Annotated in this window: 14 protein-coding genes; 9 read left to right on the top strand and 5 right to left on the bottom strand. The window is 68.2% G+C overall.

Annotation, left to right across the window (positions count from 1 at the left end; translation table 11 throughout):
- Window positions 1-23: 23 nt before the first annotated feature.
- The 9 genes from R2K23_RS16555 to R2K23_RS16515 all read left to right on the top strand — a co-directional run bounded on the left by R2K23_RS16555 (window position 24) and on the right by R2K23_RS16515 (window position 8,883).
- Window positions 24-1,097 carry a zinc-binding dehydrogenase gene (locus R2K23_RS16555; protein WP_316510657.1) on the top strand — a complete coding sequence of 358 codons (1,074 nt, stop codon included), beginning with the start codon at window positions 24-26 and terminating at the stop codon, window positions 1,095-1,097.
- Window positions 1,090-1,545 (top strand): nuclear transport factor 2 family protein, encoded by a 456-nt coding sequence (locus R2K23_RS16550; RefSeq protein ID WP_316510656.1) that lies wholly within the window; start codon window positions 1,090-1,092, stop codon window positions 1,543-1,545. Before R2K23_RS16555 ends, R2K23_RS16550 begins: the two co-directional genes overlap by 8 nt.
- A 67-nt stretch (window positions 1,546-1,612) precedes the next feature.
- Window positions 1,613-3,043, top strand: coding sequence for an MFS transporter (locus R2K23_RS16545; protein ID WP_316517340.1), 1,431 nt, complete (start codon window positions 1,613-1,615; stop codon window positions 3,041-3,043).
- The gene (locus R2K23_RS16540; protein ID WP_316510655.1) at window positions 3,033-3,446 is read left to right on the top strand and encodes a MarR family winged helix-turn-helix transcriptional regulator; all 414 of its coding nucleotides are present in this window, start codon (window positions 3,033-3,035) and stop codon (window positions 3,444-3,446) included. The genes R2K23_RS16545 and R2K23_RS16540 overlap by 11 nt, the downstream gene beginning before the upstream one ends.
- Window positions 3,447-3,547: 101 nt before the next feature.
- Window positions 3,548-3,919: a hypothetical protein gene (locus R2K23_RS16535; RefSeq protein WP_316510654.1), complete on the top strand. Its 372-nt coding sequence runs from the start codon at window positions 3,548-3,550 to the stop codon at window positions 3,917-3,919.
- A 252-nt stretch (window positions 3,920-4,171) separates the two neighbouring features.
- Entirely contained in the window at window positions 4,172-5,089 is a 918-nt protein-coding gene (locus R2K23_RS16530) for a hypothetical protein (protein WP_316510653.1), read from the top strand.
- A 40-nt stretch (window positions 5,090-5,129) separates the two neighbouring features.
- A complete protein-coding gene (locus R2K23_RS16525; RefSeq protein ID WP_316510652.1) occupies window positions 5,130-5,747 on the top strand; it encodes a hypothetical protein in 618 nt (205 codons plus the stop codon).
- Window positions 5,744-7,249 (top strand): pyruvate, phosphate dikinase, encoded by a 1,506-nt coding sequence (locus R2K23_RS16520; RefSeq protein ID WP_396892187.1) that lies wholly within the window; start codon window positions 5,744-5,746, stop codon window positions 7,247-7,249. The genes R2K23_RS16525 and R2K23_RS16520 overlap by 4 nt, the downstream gene beginning before the upstream one ends.
- On the top strand, window positions 7,249-8,883 hold the full coding sequence (locus tag R2K23_RS16515) for a PEP-utilizing enzyme (protein ID WP_316510650.1): 1,635 nt from the start codon (window positions 7,249-7,251) through the stop codon (window positions 8,881-8,883). Before R2K23_RS16520 ends, R2K23_RS16515 begins: the two co-directional genes overlap by 1 nt.
- A 135-nt stretch (window positions 8,884-9,018) precedes the next feature.
- Here the strand turns inward: R2K23_RS16515 and R2K23_RS16510 are convergent, their stop codons facing one another.
- Genes R2K23_RS16510 through R2K23_RS16490 form a run of 5 tightly spaced genes read right to left on the bottom strand, consistent with a single transcriptional unit; the run spans window position 9,019 to window position 14,796 of the window.
- Window positions 9,019-9,567: a YybH family protein gene (locus tag R2K23_RS16510; protein WP_163792208.1), complete on the bottom strand. Its 549-nt coding sequence runs from the start codon at window positions 9,565-9,567 to the stop codon at window positions 9,019-9,021.
- Between the two features lie 41 nt (window positions 9,568-9,608).
- Window positions 9,609-11,372 carry an FAD-dependent monooxygenase gene (locus tag R2K23_RS16505; protein WP_316510649.1) on the bottom strand — a complete coding sequence of 588 codons (1,764 nt, stop codon included), beginning with the start codon at window positions 11,370-11,372 and terminating at the stop codon, window positions 9,609-9,611.
- Window positions 11,373-11,401: 29 nt separating this feature from the next.
- Window positions 11,402-13,354 carry an acetoacetate--CoA ligase gene (locus R2K23_RS16500; RefSeq protein ID WP_316510648.1) on the bottom strand — a complete coding sequence of 651 codons (1,953 nt, stop codon included), beginning with the start codon at window positions 13,352-13,354 and terminating at the stop codon, window positions 11,402-11,404.
- Window positions 13,351-14,205: a fumarylacetoacetate hydrolase family protein gene (locus R2K23_RS16495; protein WP_316510647.1), complete on the bottom strand. Its 855-nt coding sequence runs from the start codon at window positions 14,203-14,205 to the stop codon at window positions 13,351-13,353. Before R2K23_RS16495 ends, R2K23_RS16500 begins: the two co-directional genes overlap by 4 nt.
- Before the next feature lie 18 nt (window positions 14,206-14,223).
- Complete coding sequence (locus R2K23_RS16490) at window positions 14,224-14,796, bottom strand: VOC family protein (protein WP_316510646.1); 573 nt, start codon at window positions 14,794-14,796, stop codon at window positions 14,224-14,226.
- Between the last annotated feature and the right edge of the window lie 157 nt (window positions 14,797-14,953).

The following is a 14,953-nucleotide window of genomic DNA, read 5'->3' as shown; positions in this document are numbered from 1 at the left end:
ATAATAGAGATAGGCATATGGCCATGCGCGCGATGACGTACAAGAACCGCCGGATCGAGATCGCCGAGGTACCCATGCCGGTGCCCGGGCCGGGGCAACTGCTGGTGCGCACCCTCGCCTGCGCCGTCTGTGCCTCCGACCATCACTACGTCGACCATCCGGACGTCAACGCCGCCGACAAGTCCGGCATGCGCGTCGACGCGCCCGACTGCGACGTGATCATGGGCCACGAGTTCTGCGCCGAGATCGTCGATTACGGACCGGACTGCCAGAAGACGCTGCCGATCGGCACCCGGGTCACCTCGATCCCGGTGCTGATGGGCGCGGACGAACCGGCCCGCATCGTCGGCTACTCGCCGGAGGCCCCCGGCGGGTACGGCGAGTACTTCCTGCTCACCGAGTTCCTGGCCCGCGAGATCCCGGACACTGTCCCCGTCGAGCACATCGCGGTCAACGACGCCTTGGCCGTGGGGTGGTTCTACAGCCGCGCCGGCATGAAGCAGGTCGCTGAGCAGGGCACCGTGCATCTGGTCATCGGCTGCGGGGCCATCGGCGCGTCGGTCGTCGCGGGACTGAAACTACGTGGGGCGCAGAAGATCATCGCCGCGGACCTGTCGGCCGAACGGCGCGCCATCGCTCGCGAACTCGGCGCCGACGTCGTGGTGGATCCCCGCGAGGAATCGCCGTTTGCCGCGTGGCGCCGCGAGGCGTGGGGTTCCCCGGAGGAAATCCACGACCGGGTCCGCCAGATCGGGTTGCCGACGCAGGTGGTCTACGAGTGTGCGGGCGTCAAGGGCGTGCTCGCCGACATCGCGGAGAACTGCGCGGCCGGCGCGTACGTGCTCAGCGCCGGCGGCTCCCATGTCGACGAAATCTCCTCCACCGTAGCGCATCTCAAAGGGCTGATCATCCAATGGGGCGGCGGTCCCGAGTTCGAGGACTGGTACGGCTGTTTGGACATGATCCTCGACGGCAAACTCGACCCCGTCCCGTTCCTCGGCGAAACCATCGGCCTCAACCAGCTGCCGGACGCCTTCGAACGGGCCCGTTCCTCCTCGGCGCCGCTGCGCATCGTATGGAAGGCCGACAATGACTGATCGTGACGACATCGTCGACGTGCTGACCCGGTACGCGACGGGTATCGACAGCCGCGACTGGACCCTGTTCCGCTCCTGCTTCACCGACGACGCGCACTTCGACTACGGCGCCATCGGCCAGTGGCAGTCCCCGGAGGCCATCACCGCCTACATGCGGGCGTCGCACTCGGGCCCGTCGATGCACCGCTTGACGAACTTCGTCATCGACGTCGACGGCGACACCGCCACCGCCCGCACCTACGTCGACGCCGTGGTCATGGGGCCCAAAGGGTTCGGTGCCATCGAGAACTTCGGTTGGTACGACGACCAACTCGTGCGCACCGATCAGGGGTGGCGCATCCGGTTCCGCCGGACGGTCCTGCACGGCGCCCGCCTACCCGGCCCGCTGCGGGTGGTGCCGCCGGTCCTGGGTGCGCGCATCGCGGGGTGGCTCGGCGGCCGCCGGTAGAAACGTACAGCTTGCGCAGCAACAGTTGTAGTTTCACAATCATCGGGTGACTGCACCCGCCGAGGCGATGACCACTCGGCGCAAGGCCGTCATCCTGTTCTCCTGCTGCCTGAGCCTGCTCATCGTCTCGATGGACGCGACGATCGTCAACGTCGCGATCCCGTCGATCCGCACCGACCTGGCCGCCACGCCCGCACAGATCCAGTGGGTCATCGACATCTACACCCTGGTGCTGGCGTCGCTGCTGATGCTGGCCGGGGCCACCGGGGACCGCCTCGGGCGCCGAAGGGTGTTCCAGACCGGGCTGACGCTGTTCGCCCTGGGATCGCTGGCCTGCAGCCTGGCCCCGACGATCGAGATGCTGATCGCCGCGCGCTTCCTGCAGGCGGTGGGCGGTTCGATGCTCAACCCCGTTGCCCTGTCCATCATTTCGCAGATCTTCACCAAACCGGTGGAACGCGCCCGGGCCCTCGGCGTCTGGGGCGGGGTGGTCGGGATTTCGATGGCGCTCGGACCGATCGTCGGCGGCCTGCTCATCGACACGATCGGCTGGCGCTCGGTGTTCTGGATCAACCTGCCGATCTGCGCCGCGGCCCTCGTGCTGACCGCGGTGTTCGTGCCGGAGTCGAGATCGGCGACCATACGCAACGTCGACCTGGTCGGACAGGGCCTGGCGATCCTGTTTCTGTTCGGCACCGTCTACACGCTCATCGAGGGCCCGGTGCTGGGCTGGGGCCACCCGCGGGTCGTCGGGACCGCTGTGGCCGCGGCGGTGGCGTTCGTCGCGTTCCTGGCCTACGAGTCCCGACGCGTCGACCCGTTCCTGGACCTGCGGTTCTTCCGCAGCATCCCGTTCGCCACCGCGACCATCAACGCCGTGAGCGCCTTTGCCGCCTGGGGCGCGTTCCTGTTCATGATGTCGCTGTACCTGCAGGGCGAGCGCGGCTACTCCGCCATGCACACCGGCCTGATCTACCTGCCCATCGCGATCGGCGCGCTGGTTTTCTCGCCGCTGTCGGGGCGCCTGGTCGGCCGCTACGGTGCCCGGCCGTCGCTGGTCACCGCCGGGGTGCTGATCGCGACGGCCGCCGGCATGCTGACCGCGCTGGACGCCGCCACGCCGGTGTGGTGGCTGCTGGTGGTCTTCGCGGTGTTCGGCATCGGCTTCTCGATGGTCAACGCGCCGATCACCAACGCCGCGGTCAGCGGGATGCCGACCGACCGGGCCGGGGCGGCTTCGGCGGTGACCTCGACCAGCCGTCAGATCGGGGTCAGTATCGGTGTGGCACTGTGCGGTTCGGTCGCGGGCTCGGCGCTCGCGCAGGGCGGCGCCGGCTTCGCCACTGCGGCGCGGCCGCTCTGGTTCATCTGTATTGCGCTCGGTCTGCTGGTCGCGGTGATGGGCCTGTGGTCGACGTCGGCGCGGGGGCTGCGTTCCGCCGAACGGCTCGCCCCGTTGATCCTCGACGAACGGAGGGAGGCTCCCGTTGTCCGCTGAGGCCGACGAGATCTGGCGCGCGCTGGCAGCGCTGGCGCGCGATCACCGCGACGATTGGAAGCGCGCCGTCATCGCGGAATCGGGGCTGCCGTTCAGCAGGATCCGGATCCTGCTACGGCTGAACGGCACCGCGATGACGGTCAAGGAACTGGCGGCCGCGGCCACCGTCGATGCCCCGGCGGCGACGGTCGCGGTCAACGATCTGGCCGGGCGGGGGTTGGTGGTGCGCCGCACCGACCCGTCGAACCGCCGCTGCAAACTGGTGTCGCTGACCGCGGCCGGGCAGGCCCTCGTGCGCTCGATCGGCGCGGTGCCCGACCCCGCCCCGGAGGTGTTCGGGGCGCTCGCTGCCGAGGATCTCGCGGCGCTGCGCTCCATCCTGGACAAGCTCGCCGAGAACTAGATACAGCGTCAGCTCGATCCTCTTGACTCAAAGTCATTGAGAACTAGTCAACCCGTTGCTACAGTTCAGGCGATCGACCGGGCACTAGGAAGGCTTCGCACATGACCAAGCTGGATTCGACGACCGTGCTGGCGGCGGCGCGGTCGAGTATCGGCGTCAGCGGCTGGCTTGCACCCATCGCAGCCGGCCGCCTCTTCGGCATCGAGGCGTCCAAGGATGTCAGCGCGCCCCAGTATCTACGGATGGGCGCCACCCGGGATTTCGCCCTGGCCGCCGGGCCGTTCGTGACGACCGGGCGATCGCGCAAGGCCGTGCTCGCGCTCGCCGGTGCCTGCGACGTCGGTGACATCATCGGCGTCGCCATTGCCTCGCGGCGCGGTCGGATCTCGCGCGGGGGAGCCGTCGCCTTCGTCGCCGCATCGCTGAGTTGTCTTGCGCTCAGTATCAAGGCTCGTGGCGAGGTCGACAGCTAAGCGCCTGCACGGCCAAACCGGGCGCCGTCGACGCGGAGCGCCGACGGCGGATCTCGGCTGCCTCGGGTACGTAGGGTTTCGAAACCTTGTTCTGCAGAGGCTATTTCGTCTCGACCACCCGGATGGGGGTCTTGCGAGGCTCGATGTATACGCTGTATACTTTGGCGCAGTTCATACGTGACCGGCGTCTCAATCCACCAAATTCCCTGTTGGAGCACGAGACCCACCGCACCCGCCGTCGAAAGGACCCCTGTGACCGCCGCGATTCTCAACGACACCTCGCCGCATGCCGGCGGCAACGCCGCCTGGGGGCCACTGGCCACCGCCGTGCACGCCGATGCCGCAAGGCCGACGGACCCCACCTGGAAGGACAACGCGTACGTGTCTTTCTGGGATGTCACCGGCGAGATCTACGGCGCCATCCACGTCTCGACCTCGCCCAACGACGCCGGGTCGCGCCGTGCCCGGTTCTCCATCCAGCTGGAAACCGGGCAGGTGGAGATCATCGAGGAGCTTCCGGCCGGATCCTTTGCCAGTGCGTCGATTTCGTTCGGCTTGGACGGGACGATTGCCGTCGACCACCCCGAGTTGCGGGTGCTGATCGGCAACGCGCCGCTATGGGTGCCGGCCGACTACAGCCTCAACGACCTCATCCCGCCGCTGGTGCCGGGCCGGCCCCTGCAGCATTTCCAGCAGGCCTGCACCGTGCGCGGCGAGATCGCGCACGCCGGCCGCACCTGGGATCTCGACGCCATCGGGATGCGCGACCGGACCTGGGGGTTCCGTGACGAATCGGCGCAGTGGGTGGAGTACGCGGGCCTGGTCGGCGTCGTCGAGGGTGCGTTCCTGACGGTCATCAAGTTTCTCGGCGCCGACGGGTCGCTGCGCTCGGACGGTTACTGGACCGACGACGACGGCGCTGTTCTGATCGCCGACGTCGCGTTCCGGCGCAATGCCGCGGCGCAGTTCGTCTCCGGCACAGTCACTCTGGCGGACGGCCGCACCAAGGTGGTGTCGATGTCCAGTCGGCGGGCGGGCTTCTTCGTCCCGATGGGGCGCGAGACCGACGGCCCGGCGTTCGGCACCTACGACGATTTCATGACGTTCGAGTCCGAGGGAGCCACCGGTGCGGGGTTCTTCGAGCAGGGCATCATCCACCGGGTGCACTGACCGGACCCGCCAAGACCACAAGAGGAGACAGGAATTCAGCATGGACATCGACCGTCTTCGGGTCCTCCAGACAATTCGGCTCAAGGGCCGGGTGCTTCCCGCCGATCTGCCGGCCTCAGCCGGCGTCGACGAAAGCAATTGCGCGACAATCACACAGGACTTCCTGACCTCGGGAATGGCGGAGGAGGCGCGCGGTCGCCTCAAGCTCACCACTGCGGGTCGTGAGCGCCTCGCCGAGTCGCTCGCCACCGAACGGGACACCATCGATGACCGCACCGTCAAGGATCTCTACGCGCAGTTCGGCGACTTCAACACCGAACTGAAGTCCTTGATGACCCGCTGGCAACTCAAGACCGCCGACACGCCCAACCTGCACGACGACCCGGACTACGACCGGGCCGTGGTGGACGACCTCGCGGCACTCGACGCCCGGTTCCGGAGTCTGCTCGCCCGTCTGGTGGACACGGCGCCGCGACTCGGCCACTACCCGAGGCGGTTCGCCGACGCGCTGGCTCGGGTGCAGGCCGGGGACCACTCTTGGTTTGCAAAACCGCTGGCCGACAGCTACCACACCGTGTGGTTCGAACTCCACGAAGACCTCATCGGGCTGGCGGGCCTGACCCGCCTCGAAGAGGCCGCCGCCGGACGGGCCGAATGATGGTCCCGACCAGCACCGTCAGGGTGCAACCGATCCTCCGCGACGGGAGCCTCACCCGCGAGTCCGCCGGCGGCAAGGCCTGGGGCATCCAGCGCATGCTGACCCTGGGGATCCCCGTACCGCCGGCGTTCGTGGTGACCACCGAGGTCTGCCGCGCCTACCACGCCGGTGGTCGCGCGCTTCCGGCCGCCGTCCTTGACGAGGTTCGCGCCGCCATGGTGCACCTCGAGGACGCCACCGGACGGCAGTTTGGGCGCACCGAACGCCCACTTCTGGTGTCGGTGCGGTCCGGGGCGGCGGTGTCGATGCCCGGAATGATGGACACAGTGCTCAACCTGGGCATGACGGCCTCGATCCAAGAGGCGCTGGCCACCGAGACCGCCGATCCGGCCTACGCCAACGACACCCGCCGCCGCTTCCTCGAGCAATTCGAGAACGTGGTGCAGACAACGCCGCCCGAGGACCCGTGGGCGCAGCTCGATCTGGCCATCCGCGCGGTGCTGGACTCGTGGCATTCCACGCGGGCCATCGCCTACCGGCGGTCCCGCGGCCTGGACGACGACGCAGGCACGGCCGTCACGGTGCAGGCGATGGTCTTCGGCAATCTCGACGACTCCTCCGGTACCGGTGTGCTGTTCTCGCGGGATCCCCTGAGCGGCAACCCGGGTCCGTACGGCGAGTGGTTGCCGCGCGGGCAGGGCGAGGAGATCGTGTCCGGTCGCGCGGACGCGCTGCCACTCGACGCGCTGGCCGCTCACCTGCCCTCGGTGCATGCCGAATTGCTGACGGCGGCCAGGGTCCTCGAACAGGATGCGCGTGACGTCCAGGACATCGAGTTCACCGTGCAGTCCGGCACGTTGTGGCTACTGCAGACCCGGGCGGCAAAGCGGACCCCGCGCGCCGCGCTGCGCTGCGCGATCGACCTGCAGCGCGACGGCGTCCTCAACGTGGCAGAGGCGCTCGACCGGGTGAGCGCCGAGCAACTGCGGGCCCTGCTGCGCCCGAGCCTGGATCCATCGGTGGTATCGGCCTCGCCGCCGGTGGCCGCGGGCAAGTCGGCCTGCCCCGGCATCGCGACGGGGGTCGTGGTCACCGACGCCGAGGAGGCCGAGCGTCGCGCGGACGAGGGAGAGGCGGTGATCCTCGCGCGCCCGACGACCGACCCGGACGACGTCGCGGGCATGTCCGCGGCCGTCGCGGTGGTGACCGAACTCGGCGGGGCCACCTCGCACGCCGCGGTGGTGTGCCGCGAGATGGCGGTCCCGTGTGTCGTCGGCTGCGGTGTCGACACCGTGACCGCATTGGCCGGCAAGATCGCCACGGTCGACGCCGACGCCGGCACCGTTCACCTGGGCGAGCTTCCGGTCCGGACGCCGGTGGCGGCCGACGACCCGGACCTGGTCCTCTTCGCAGGATGGCTGCGAGATGCGCTGGGAGACAGCGACGCCCCGGCCGACGTCGTGAAACTCAAAGAGCGGCACCAACAGCAGGGCGGTCTGTGATGACAAGTGTTGACGAGATGCTCGAGACGTTGACCACGACCGGGTCGCGACCGGACCAGACCTGGACCACCGGCAACGTCGCCGAGGCGTTCCCCGGGGTCTTCACCACCTTCGGTCTCGGATTCGTGTTCACGGCCATGGAGATGGCCTTCCGGCGAATGTTCCACGACCTCGGCGTCTACTCCGCCGCGGAGATCGCGGTGCCCGAGAACGCAGAGGAGTGCTTCTGGGCCGTGTTCGACGGGTGGGCCGCGGGCAACATCGACAAGTTCCGCGACATCGCGAACCGGATGCCGGGAACCACCGCCAGTGCCGTCGAACAGCAACTGTTCGGCTTCGTGCGGCCGGAGACGGTGAACGAGAACAGTTTCCGTCGATACCCGTTCATCCTCGGCAAGGCTCCGCTGTGGTTGATGCGCACGCCCAAGCGCCACGATGCGTTGTTTGCCGAACTGCGACGGTGGCGCCTCGAGATGCTGCCGCGGATCGAGGGCATGGACGAGCGAGCCTGCGCGGCAACGATCGCCGACGCCCAGGCGCGCTGCGAGGACATCATGAGCATCCACATGGGTGTGGCGATGATCAGTTCGTCGTTGGCCGAGAAGGTCGCCGACGTGGCCGAGGCCGCCGGGCAAACCGGACTCGAGGCCGCGCTGCTCAGCGGCGTGGGTTCGGTCGAGAACGCGGTGGCCCACGACCTGTGGGCCCTGGCGCACGAGCAGATCAGCCTGCGCGAGTTCACCGACCGCCACGGCTATCACGGCCCCAACGAGGGACAGCTCTCCGGCGTCACGTGGCGGCAGGACCCGGCGCCGATCCTGGCGCGCATCGAGGACTATCGCAGCATCGCGGCCGACAGCCCGCGCGCGCCCCGCGCCCGCAGCGCCGCCCAGGAGGCCACCCGCGCCCGCGCCCTGCAGGACCTCCTGGCCGGCACGCCCCGGTTCAAACGACCGGTCGTGGCGGCCCTCGTGAAGCTCACGGCGCGCTACCTGGCCCTGCGCGAACAGGGCAAGGCCGGCTATCTGCTGACGTTCGACGTGGCCCGGGCCGCTGCGCGCCGGATGGGTTCGCTGCTGGTCGAGCGGGGCATTCTCGACGATGCCGAGGACGTCTTTCACCTGCGCTGCGATGCGCTGGAAAGCGGCATCGACATCGATCAGCGCGACATCGTTGCCCGGCGCGCCGCGCAATACCGTGAGCGGCAACAGATCCGGTTGCCGAAGTCGTGGACGGGCTCGCCCGAGGTGGTCAAGGTCGCCGAGGAGGAGCGCACCGCGTTGGCCGTCGGGGAGGTGCTGACCGGGGTGGCCGCCAGCGGCGGCGTCACCGAGGGCCGCGCGCGGGTGGTCAAGGACCCCGACGGGGTGGAACTCGACGAGGGCGACATCCTGGTCTGCGAGACCACCGACCCGGCCTGGGTGCCGCTGTTCCTCGTCGCCGGCGGTGTCATCACCGACCACGGCGGACTGTTGAGCCACGGCCCGATCGTCGCCCGCGAACTCGGCATCCCCTGTGTCTGCGGCACCGAGGACGGCAGTCGCCGGATCCTGGACGGCCAGATCGTCCGGATCGACGGGGACCGCGGCACCGTCGAGGTGATCGACGGCGACCGCTCGCTCACCACGAGTTGAGTCTGCTCATCCGACACACCAAAAGGGCTCCGACGCAATGTCGGAGCCCTTTTCGTCGCTGTGCACTCGGCCGAGCCCGGCCGGTGCGGGTGAGCGCGCTGCCTCGCTGATCCGCTCACCCGCACCCGAGGGCCGTCAGCCCCCGGCCAGCTTGGCGCTGACTTCCCAGGCCGGCGGACGCTTCGGGTACTCGCGGTCGACCTGCCAGCGGTCGGGATGCTTGGCCTCGGGCACCGCCGCGAACGACAGGTGGGTGTGCAGGATCTTCCACTCACCGTCGATCTTCTCGACGGTATCGGTCTGGCGCATCTTCCAGACGAACTCCGAACCGTCCTCGAGCTTGCCCTGGTAGGTCTGGTTCATGTACACGAAGCCGACGCCGTTCTTGGCGTAGATCCGCATATTGATCAGACCGAAGTCGCCGACGAACTGCGGGCTGATGTACATGAACCATTTCCGCACATCGTCACCGAAATACTCACCGGGGGAGAGGATGTCGATGAAGCTGACGTCCTCGTGGTCCGCGTAGTACTTCAGCGGGGCGTCGTAGACCTTCAACCACTCGTTGTTGTAGACGCGCTCGGCGTCCTTCTCCATCTTGGCGATGTCCGCCACGTCCTGCGGATCGCTGCCGAACAGTGCGATCGGCTCCTCGAAATCTGGTTTCAGATTCGGATGGGTCACCATTTCCTCCTCGTCGAGCGGGTTGGGATTTCCGCTGGCCTTCAGCGGGACAAGACAGCGCCTACGGCGCCGGCAAGCTCATCGGCCGGATTGGCGGCCGAAGTCGTACTGCGCCAGGCGACAAAGTTGTCGGGACGCACAAGAATCGCACCGTCGTCGGCGATCTCGCCGACCTCGGCCCACTGGCCGTCCACGTCGCGGTAGTCGCCGCCGATCGACGCGACCGAGATGGTCACCCCGAACCGCTCGGCGGCCGCGGCCGCCGCGTCGGCCCACGCCTGCCCCCGCGCCCCGGTGATCAGGACGAACCGGCCGTCGTTGCCGGCGAGGTCGTGGGTGGAGACCCGGTTGCCGGCGTGCTCGAGCCAGGCGTGCGGCAACCGGTGACCCGGCCGCGACGTCGGGTGATAGACCGATCCCATCGGATCGACCGGCGGCGGCGCCGAGCCGTCCGGCACGAGCGCGCCCGCGGCGTAGGCGATGCCGAGTTCCAGGTCGTGGGCCTGGAACTCGACCCGCTGGGTCTTGACCACCTCTTCGAAGCGGGCCCGGCGGGCGGCGCCCATCGGGGTGTCGGAGAAGAAGATCTCGAACACCCCGCGGTGCATCTCCGGGGGCACCGGGACCGGCAGCAGCCCGATTCCCGAGTCGACCACGAAATGGTTCTGCATGGTGTGCAGCGCCCAGTCGACGATCCGCAACCCCTCCGGTTGCCGCTCGGCGGCGTAGGTGTCCAGCAGCGCCGGGCCGGCCTGGCCCTTGAGCACGGCCGCCAGCTTCCAGGCCAGGTTCTGCGCGTCCTGCACACAGGTGTTCATGCCCAGTCCCGTGGTCGGCGGGTGGCGGTGCACCGCGTCGCCGACCAGGAAGACCCGGCCCTGCGAGTACTTGTCGGCGACCGAACCCTGCACCGACCAGTGGCTGATGCGCAGGATCTCCATCGGCATGTCGCCGACCCCCAGCAGTTCCCGGATCTTGGCCGAGATCGCCTGCTCGTCGAGGTCGGAGTCGTCGGTGGGCAGGAACGCGAAATGGAAGGCCCACTCCTCGGAGTGCTTGCCCCACGTCGGGCCCATCTGCACCATGTTGCCGCCGGACGGGTACGACCCGGCCTCCGGATTGATGAAATGCGCGATCAGCACATCGTCTTCCCACCACGGGGACAGATCCGCCTTCAGGTGCGCGGTGACGATGTCGAGCAAGTCGTGGGCGCCGACCATCGTGGCGCCGATCATCTGGCCGATGGTCTTGCCGCCGTCGGCGCCGACGAGGTAATCGGCGGTGACGGTGAAGGTTTCGCCCGACGAGCGATCGCGGATCGTCGCGGTGACCGCGTCGTCGCTCTGGCTCATCTCGGTCAGCTCGTGATGGAACAGAATCCGTCCCGCCGCACGCTTCTCGGCGTGCTGGCGCATGATGGGTTCCAGGCGCAGCTGCGGATAGTTGGTCGACCGGCTCGCACTGTCGCGCAGGTACTGCTCGGTGAGCGCGCCACCGCCGAAACAGTCCATCTTGTAGAAGGTCTTGCGCTGCAGCGGCCCGTCCCCGGCGAGGGTGGTCTGCCAGACCACCGAGGCCATCTTCTCCGTCGGCGTGCCCACGGCGTAGATGTCGTCGGCGACCTCGAACTGACGGAACAGCTCCATCGCCCGTTGATTCAGGTAGTGCGCCTTCGGCAGGATCGACGTGCCCTCGTGACGTTCGACGAGGATGTGGTCGATTCCGTGACACGACAGCATGATCGAGGTCATCAGACCGGAGGCGCCGCCGCCGACGATCAGTACGGGGACCTTGGTATCGGACATGGTTGGTTACCTCTTTCGAAGATCGTGGATCATGAGTGCGCCGCCGCGAGGCTGTCCGCCAGTTGCTCGAAGACATCCAGCGCCTCGGGATTGCGGACCGCGCCGTCGGAGACGACGGTGGCGCGGGGCGCACCCGTGAGGAGGCGCTTGACCGGTACCTCGAGCTTCTTGCCGGTGAGGTTGTAGGGGACCGCCGGGATCGCGTGGATCTCGTCGGCCGTATGCCGGGGCGAAAGCCGCTGCCGCAGCTGACTGTTGATGCCGCGGCGCAGATCGTTATCGAGGGCGACGCCGTCGGAGAGTTGCACGAACAGCAGCAGCGAACCCGATCCGCCGGACGGGTCGTCGAGGTGGACCACCAGACTGTCCTGGACTTCCGGAACGTCGTCGAGCGCGGAGTAGAACTCACTGGTACCCAGGCGGACCCCGCCGCGGTTCAGCGTGCCGTCGGAGCGACCGCTGATCACGCAGGCGCCGCGGCTGTTGAACGTGACCCAGTCGCCGTGGCGCCACTGGCCGGGGTAGTGCTCGAAGTAGGCCCCTCGATACTTGGTCCCGTCCGGGTCGTTCCAGAAGCACACCGGCATCGAGGGCATCGGTGCGGAGATGACGAGTTCCCCGAGTTCGTCGACGACCGGATTGCCGGCCGGGTCCAAGGCCCGGGCCAGCACGCCGAGCGCCGGAGCGGTGATCTCTCCGGCCCGCACCGGCAGCAGCGGTGTGCCCCCGACGAACGAGGTGCACACGTCGGTACCGCCGCTGGTGGACTGCAGATAGATGCCGGGGCCGATGGCGTCGTAGACCCAGTGGAACCCCTCGGCCGGCAACGGTGAGCCGGTGGAGGTCATGGCGCGCAGTTTGCCGAGATCGAAGCTCTGCCCGGGCCGCATACCGGCCTTGCGGCAGCCCATGAGAAACGCTGCGCCGGCGCCGAATACGGTCACCCCGTGGTCGGCGACCGTGCGCCACAGCTCATCCGGCCCCGGGTGGGCCGGATCGCCGTCGAACAGCACGATCCTGGCACCCAGCAGTAGCGCGGAGACCTGGATGTTCCACATCACCCAGGTGGTGGTGCAGTAGACGAAGTAGGTGTCGTCGGCGCCGAGATCCGAATGCAGCCCCAGGGCCTTCTGCAACTCGAGGGTGATGCCGCCGTGGGAGTGCACGATGGCTTTGGGCAGACCGGTGGTGCCGGAGGAGAACAGCACCCACAGGGGCTGGTCGAAGGGTACCCGCAGATAGTCCGGCGCGGCCGGTTCGGCCAGTAGCTCGGTCCATGTAGTCGTGCCGTCGGGGCCTGCGCCGAGGTAGGGAACCGAGACGGTGTGCACCACGCTGGGCAGTGCGGCCCGGATGGCCGCGACGTGCTCGGTACGGTCAATCGACTTGGTGCCGTACTGATATCCGTCGACGGCGATGAAGATCTTGGGGGACAACTGCTGCAGTCGGTCCAAGACGCTGTCGACCCCCAGCTCGGGCGCGCACACCGCCCAGACGGCACCGATGCTGGTCGTCGCCAGCATCGCCACCAGGGCCTCGGGAATGTTGGGCAGATAGGCGGCGACGCGGTCGCCCGGTTCGACGCCCAGCCGTCGCAACCCCGCGGCCGCGCGGGCCACCTGGTCGCGGAGCTCACCCCTGGTCAGCGTGATCACCTCGCGCGACTGGGAGATCGCGGTGAGGACGGTCTGGTCCTCGTCGCCGCGCAGCATGTTCTCCGCGTAGTTGAGGCGGACGTCGGGAAACCACTGCGCGCCCGGCATCGTGTCGTCGAGCAGGGCACGGCCGGTGTCGCCGTCGGCGAGGATGCCGAAGTAGTCCCAGACCGAGCGCCAGAACTCGGCCAATTCGGTTGTCGACCAGCGCCATAGCTCGTGATAGTCGGGCGTCGTCACAGTGCCGCGTTCGACCAGTTCCCGGGCGTAGCGCCCCATTCGGCTGTCCTGCAGCAGCTGCTGCGAGGGCTCCCAGAGCACGCTCATCCGCGCGCCTTGGCGGCCGTCATCCGGTTGCGCATGGTGCCGATGCCCTCGACGTAGGTCGACAGCCGTTCACCGTCGCGCAGGTACCGCGGGGGGTTCAGGGCGAATCCGATGCCCGACGGGGTCCCGGTGAAGATCAGGTCCCCGGGCAGCAGCGGCAGGATGCCGGAGAGGTAGGACACCAGGAACGGCACCGTGAAGATCAGGTCCCCGGTGCGGGCCTGCTGGACCTGCTGATCGTCGATCGCGCAGCTGATCTCGAGGTCGTCGGGGTTGGCGAATTCGTCCGGCGTCACCAGGGCCGGGCCCAGTGGCGCGAACCCGGGATGCGACTTGGCCAGGCTGAACTGTTGCGGGGCAGGCGGTTTGACCTGCAGGTCGCGCTCGGACAGGTCCTGGCCGACCGTCAGGCCCGCGACGTGCTCCCAGGCCCGTTCCACTGCGACGCCGTCGGCGCGGCGGCCGATGACCGCGACCAGTTCCGCCTCCCAGTCCACCGAACCCGGGGGCATGACGACGTCGTCGTAGGGCCCGGTGATCGAGGAAGCGAACTTGGTGAACACCATCGGGGTGTCGGGGATGTCGATCCCGGTTTCCTCGGCGTGGCTGCGGTAGTTGAGGCCGATCGCGAAGATCTGGCGAGGTGTGCCGACGGGCGCTGCCAACTCGGCCTCTTCGAACGGCCGGCGGTCGGCGTCACCGAGTGTGGCTGCCCAGTCCCGGAATTCGTCCCAGCGCTCCAGCAGGTCCTGGAACGCGGCCGAGAACCGCCCGGCGCTGGCTTCTTCGATGTCGACGGCGGTTCCGCCCTGGTCCAGGGCGGCCCGGCCGGCGAGGTTGATCAGGCGCATGGATGTGCTCAGCTCCTTCTAGGCCGTGGTGAGAAGTTCGAAGGGGTTCACCTGCGGGGTGGTCTTGGCCCAGGTGCGCGTGATGAGTTCGGCTTCCGGGGTGCCGCCGCGATAGGCCTTGATCAACTCGTCGACATCGAAGCTGGGGCCGATCGGGTCCGCGGCGTACTCGGGGCCCAACATGTACTCGGTCGCCTCGTCGGGTGTCGCGAAGTTGTCGATCTGGAGTTCGACCATGTTGCCGTCCGGATCGCGGTAGTAGATCGACGTGGTCAACCCGTGTTGCACGGGCACCCGCGGATGGATGTCCTCGGCCTTCAACTCCAGGTACTTGTCGAGCAGATCACCCAGGGTGGGGAAGGTGAAGGCCGAGTGGGCCATACCCGTCGTCAGCGGCGTGCGGTCGGCGAGCACGCCCGGCGGCAGACCGAGGAGGGCGACCCGGTGATGTTCCTCGTCGAAAGTCAGGAAGGACATCGCTTCGTTCTCGTAAACGGCGTGAGCGCCAAGGACTTTCAGGTACCAATCCCGCATCGCCGGGAGCTGGGCGGTTTGCAGCACGAAATGCGCTAGACGAGGTCGAACTGTCATCGTGTTCTCCAAGGGGGGTGGGCTGGCGGCGGCACACATCGCCGACGGTGGACACGGCCACGTGGGCAGCGGGATGCGCGGTGGTTGCCGCGGGCATCTGCTCGGCTGATCCGTTGACGTGTTCAGCCTCACACTAGAACGTTGTTGATTTATAGTC

Source organism: Mycolicibacterium sp. MU0050, from assembly GCF_963378085.1.
Classification (GTDB): domain Bacteria; phylum Actinomycetota; class Actinomycetes; order Mycobacteriales; family Mycobacteriaceae; genus Mycobacterium; species Mycobacterium wendilense.
This window is presented reverse-complemented; position numbering and strand designations above follow the sequence as displayed.

Bases quoted from the DNA above. Each gene is read 5' to 3' on its own strand.
- R2K23_RS16555 (WP_316510657.1), top strand. From the start codon at position 24: ATGCGCGCGATGACGTACAAGAACCGCCGGATCGAGATCGCCGAGGTA.
- R2K23_RS16550 (WP_316510656.1), top strand. From the start codon at position 1,090: ATGACTGATCGTGACGACATCGTCGACGTGCTGACCCGGTACGCGACG.
- R2K23_RS16545 (WP_316517340.1), top strand. From the start codon at position 1,613: ATGACCACTCGGCGCAAGGCCGTCATCCTGTTCTCCTGCTGCCTGAGC.
- R2K23_RS16535 (WP_316510654.1), top strand. From the start codon at position 3,548: ATGACCAAGCTGGATTCGACGACCGTGCTGGCGGCGGCGCGGTCGAGT.
- R2K23_RS16525 (WP_316510652.1), top strand. From the start codon at position 5,130: ATGGACATCGACCGTCTTCGGGTCCTCCAGACAATTCGGCTCAAGGGC.
- R2K23_RS16520 (WP_396892187.1), top strand. From the start codon at position 5,744: ATGATGGTCCCGACCAGCACCGTCAGGGTGCAACCGATCCTCCGCGAC.
- R2K23_RS16515 (WP_316510650.1), top strand. From the start codon at position 7,249: ATGACAAGTGTTGACGAGATGCTCGAGACGTTGACCACGACCGGGTCG.
- R2K23_RS16505 (WP_316510649.1), bottom strand. From the start codon at position 11,372: ATGTCCGATACCAAGGTCCCCGTACTGATCGTCGGCGGCGGCGCCTCC.
- R2K23_RS16500 (WP_316510648.1), bottom strand. From the start codon at position 13,354: ATGAGCGTGCTCTGGGAGCCCTCGCAGCAGCTGCTGCAGGACAGCCGA.
- R2K23_RS16495 (WP_316510647.1), bottom strand. From the start codon at position 14,205: ATGCGCCTGATCAACCTCGCCGGCCGGGCCGCCCTGGACCAGGGCGGA.
- R2K23_RS16490 (WP_316510646.1), bottom strand. From the start codon at position 14,796: ATGACAGTTCGACCTCGTCTAGCGCATTTCGTGCTGCAAACCGCCCAG.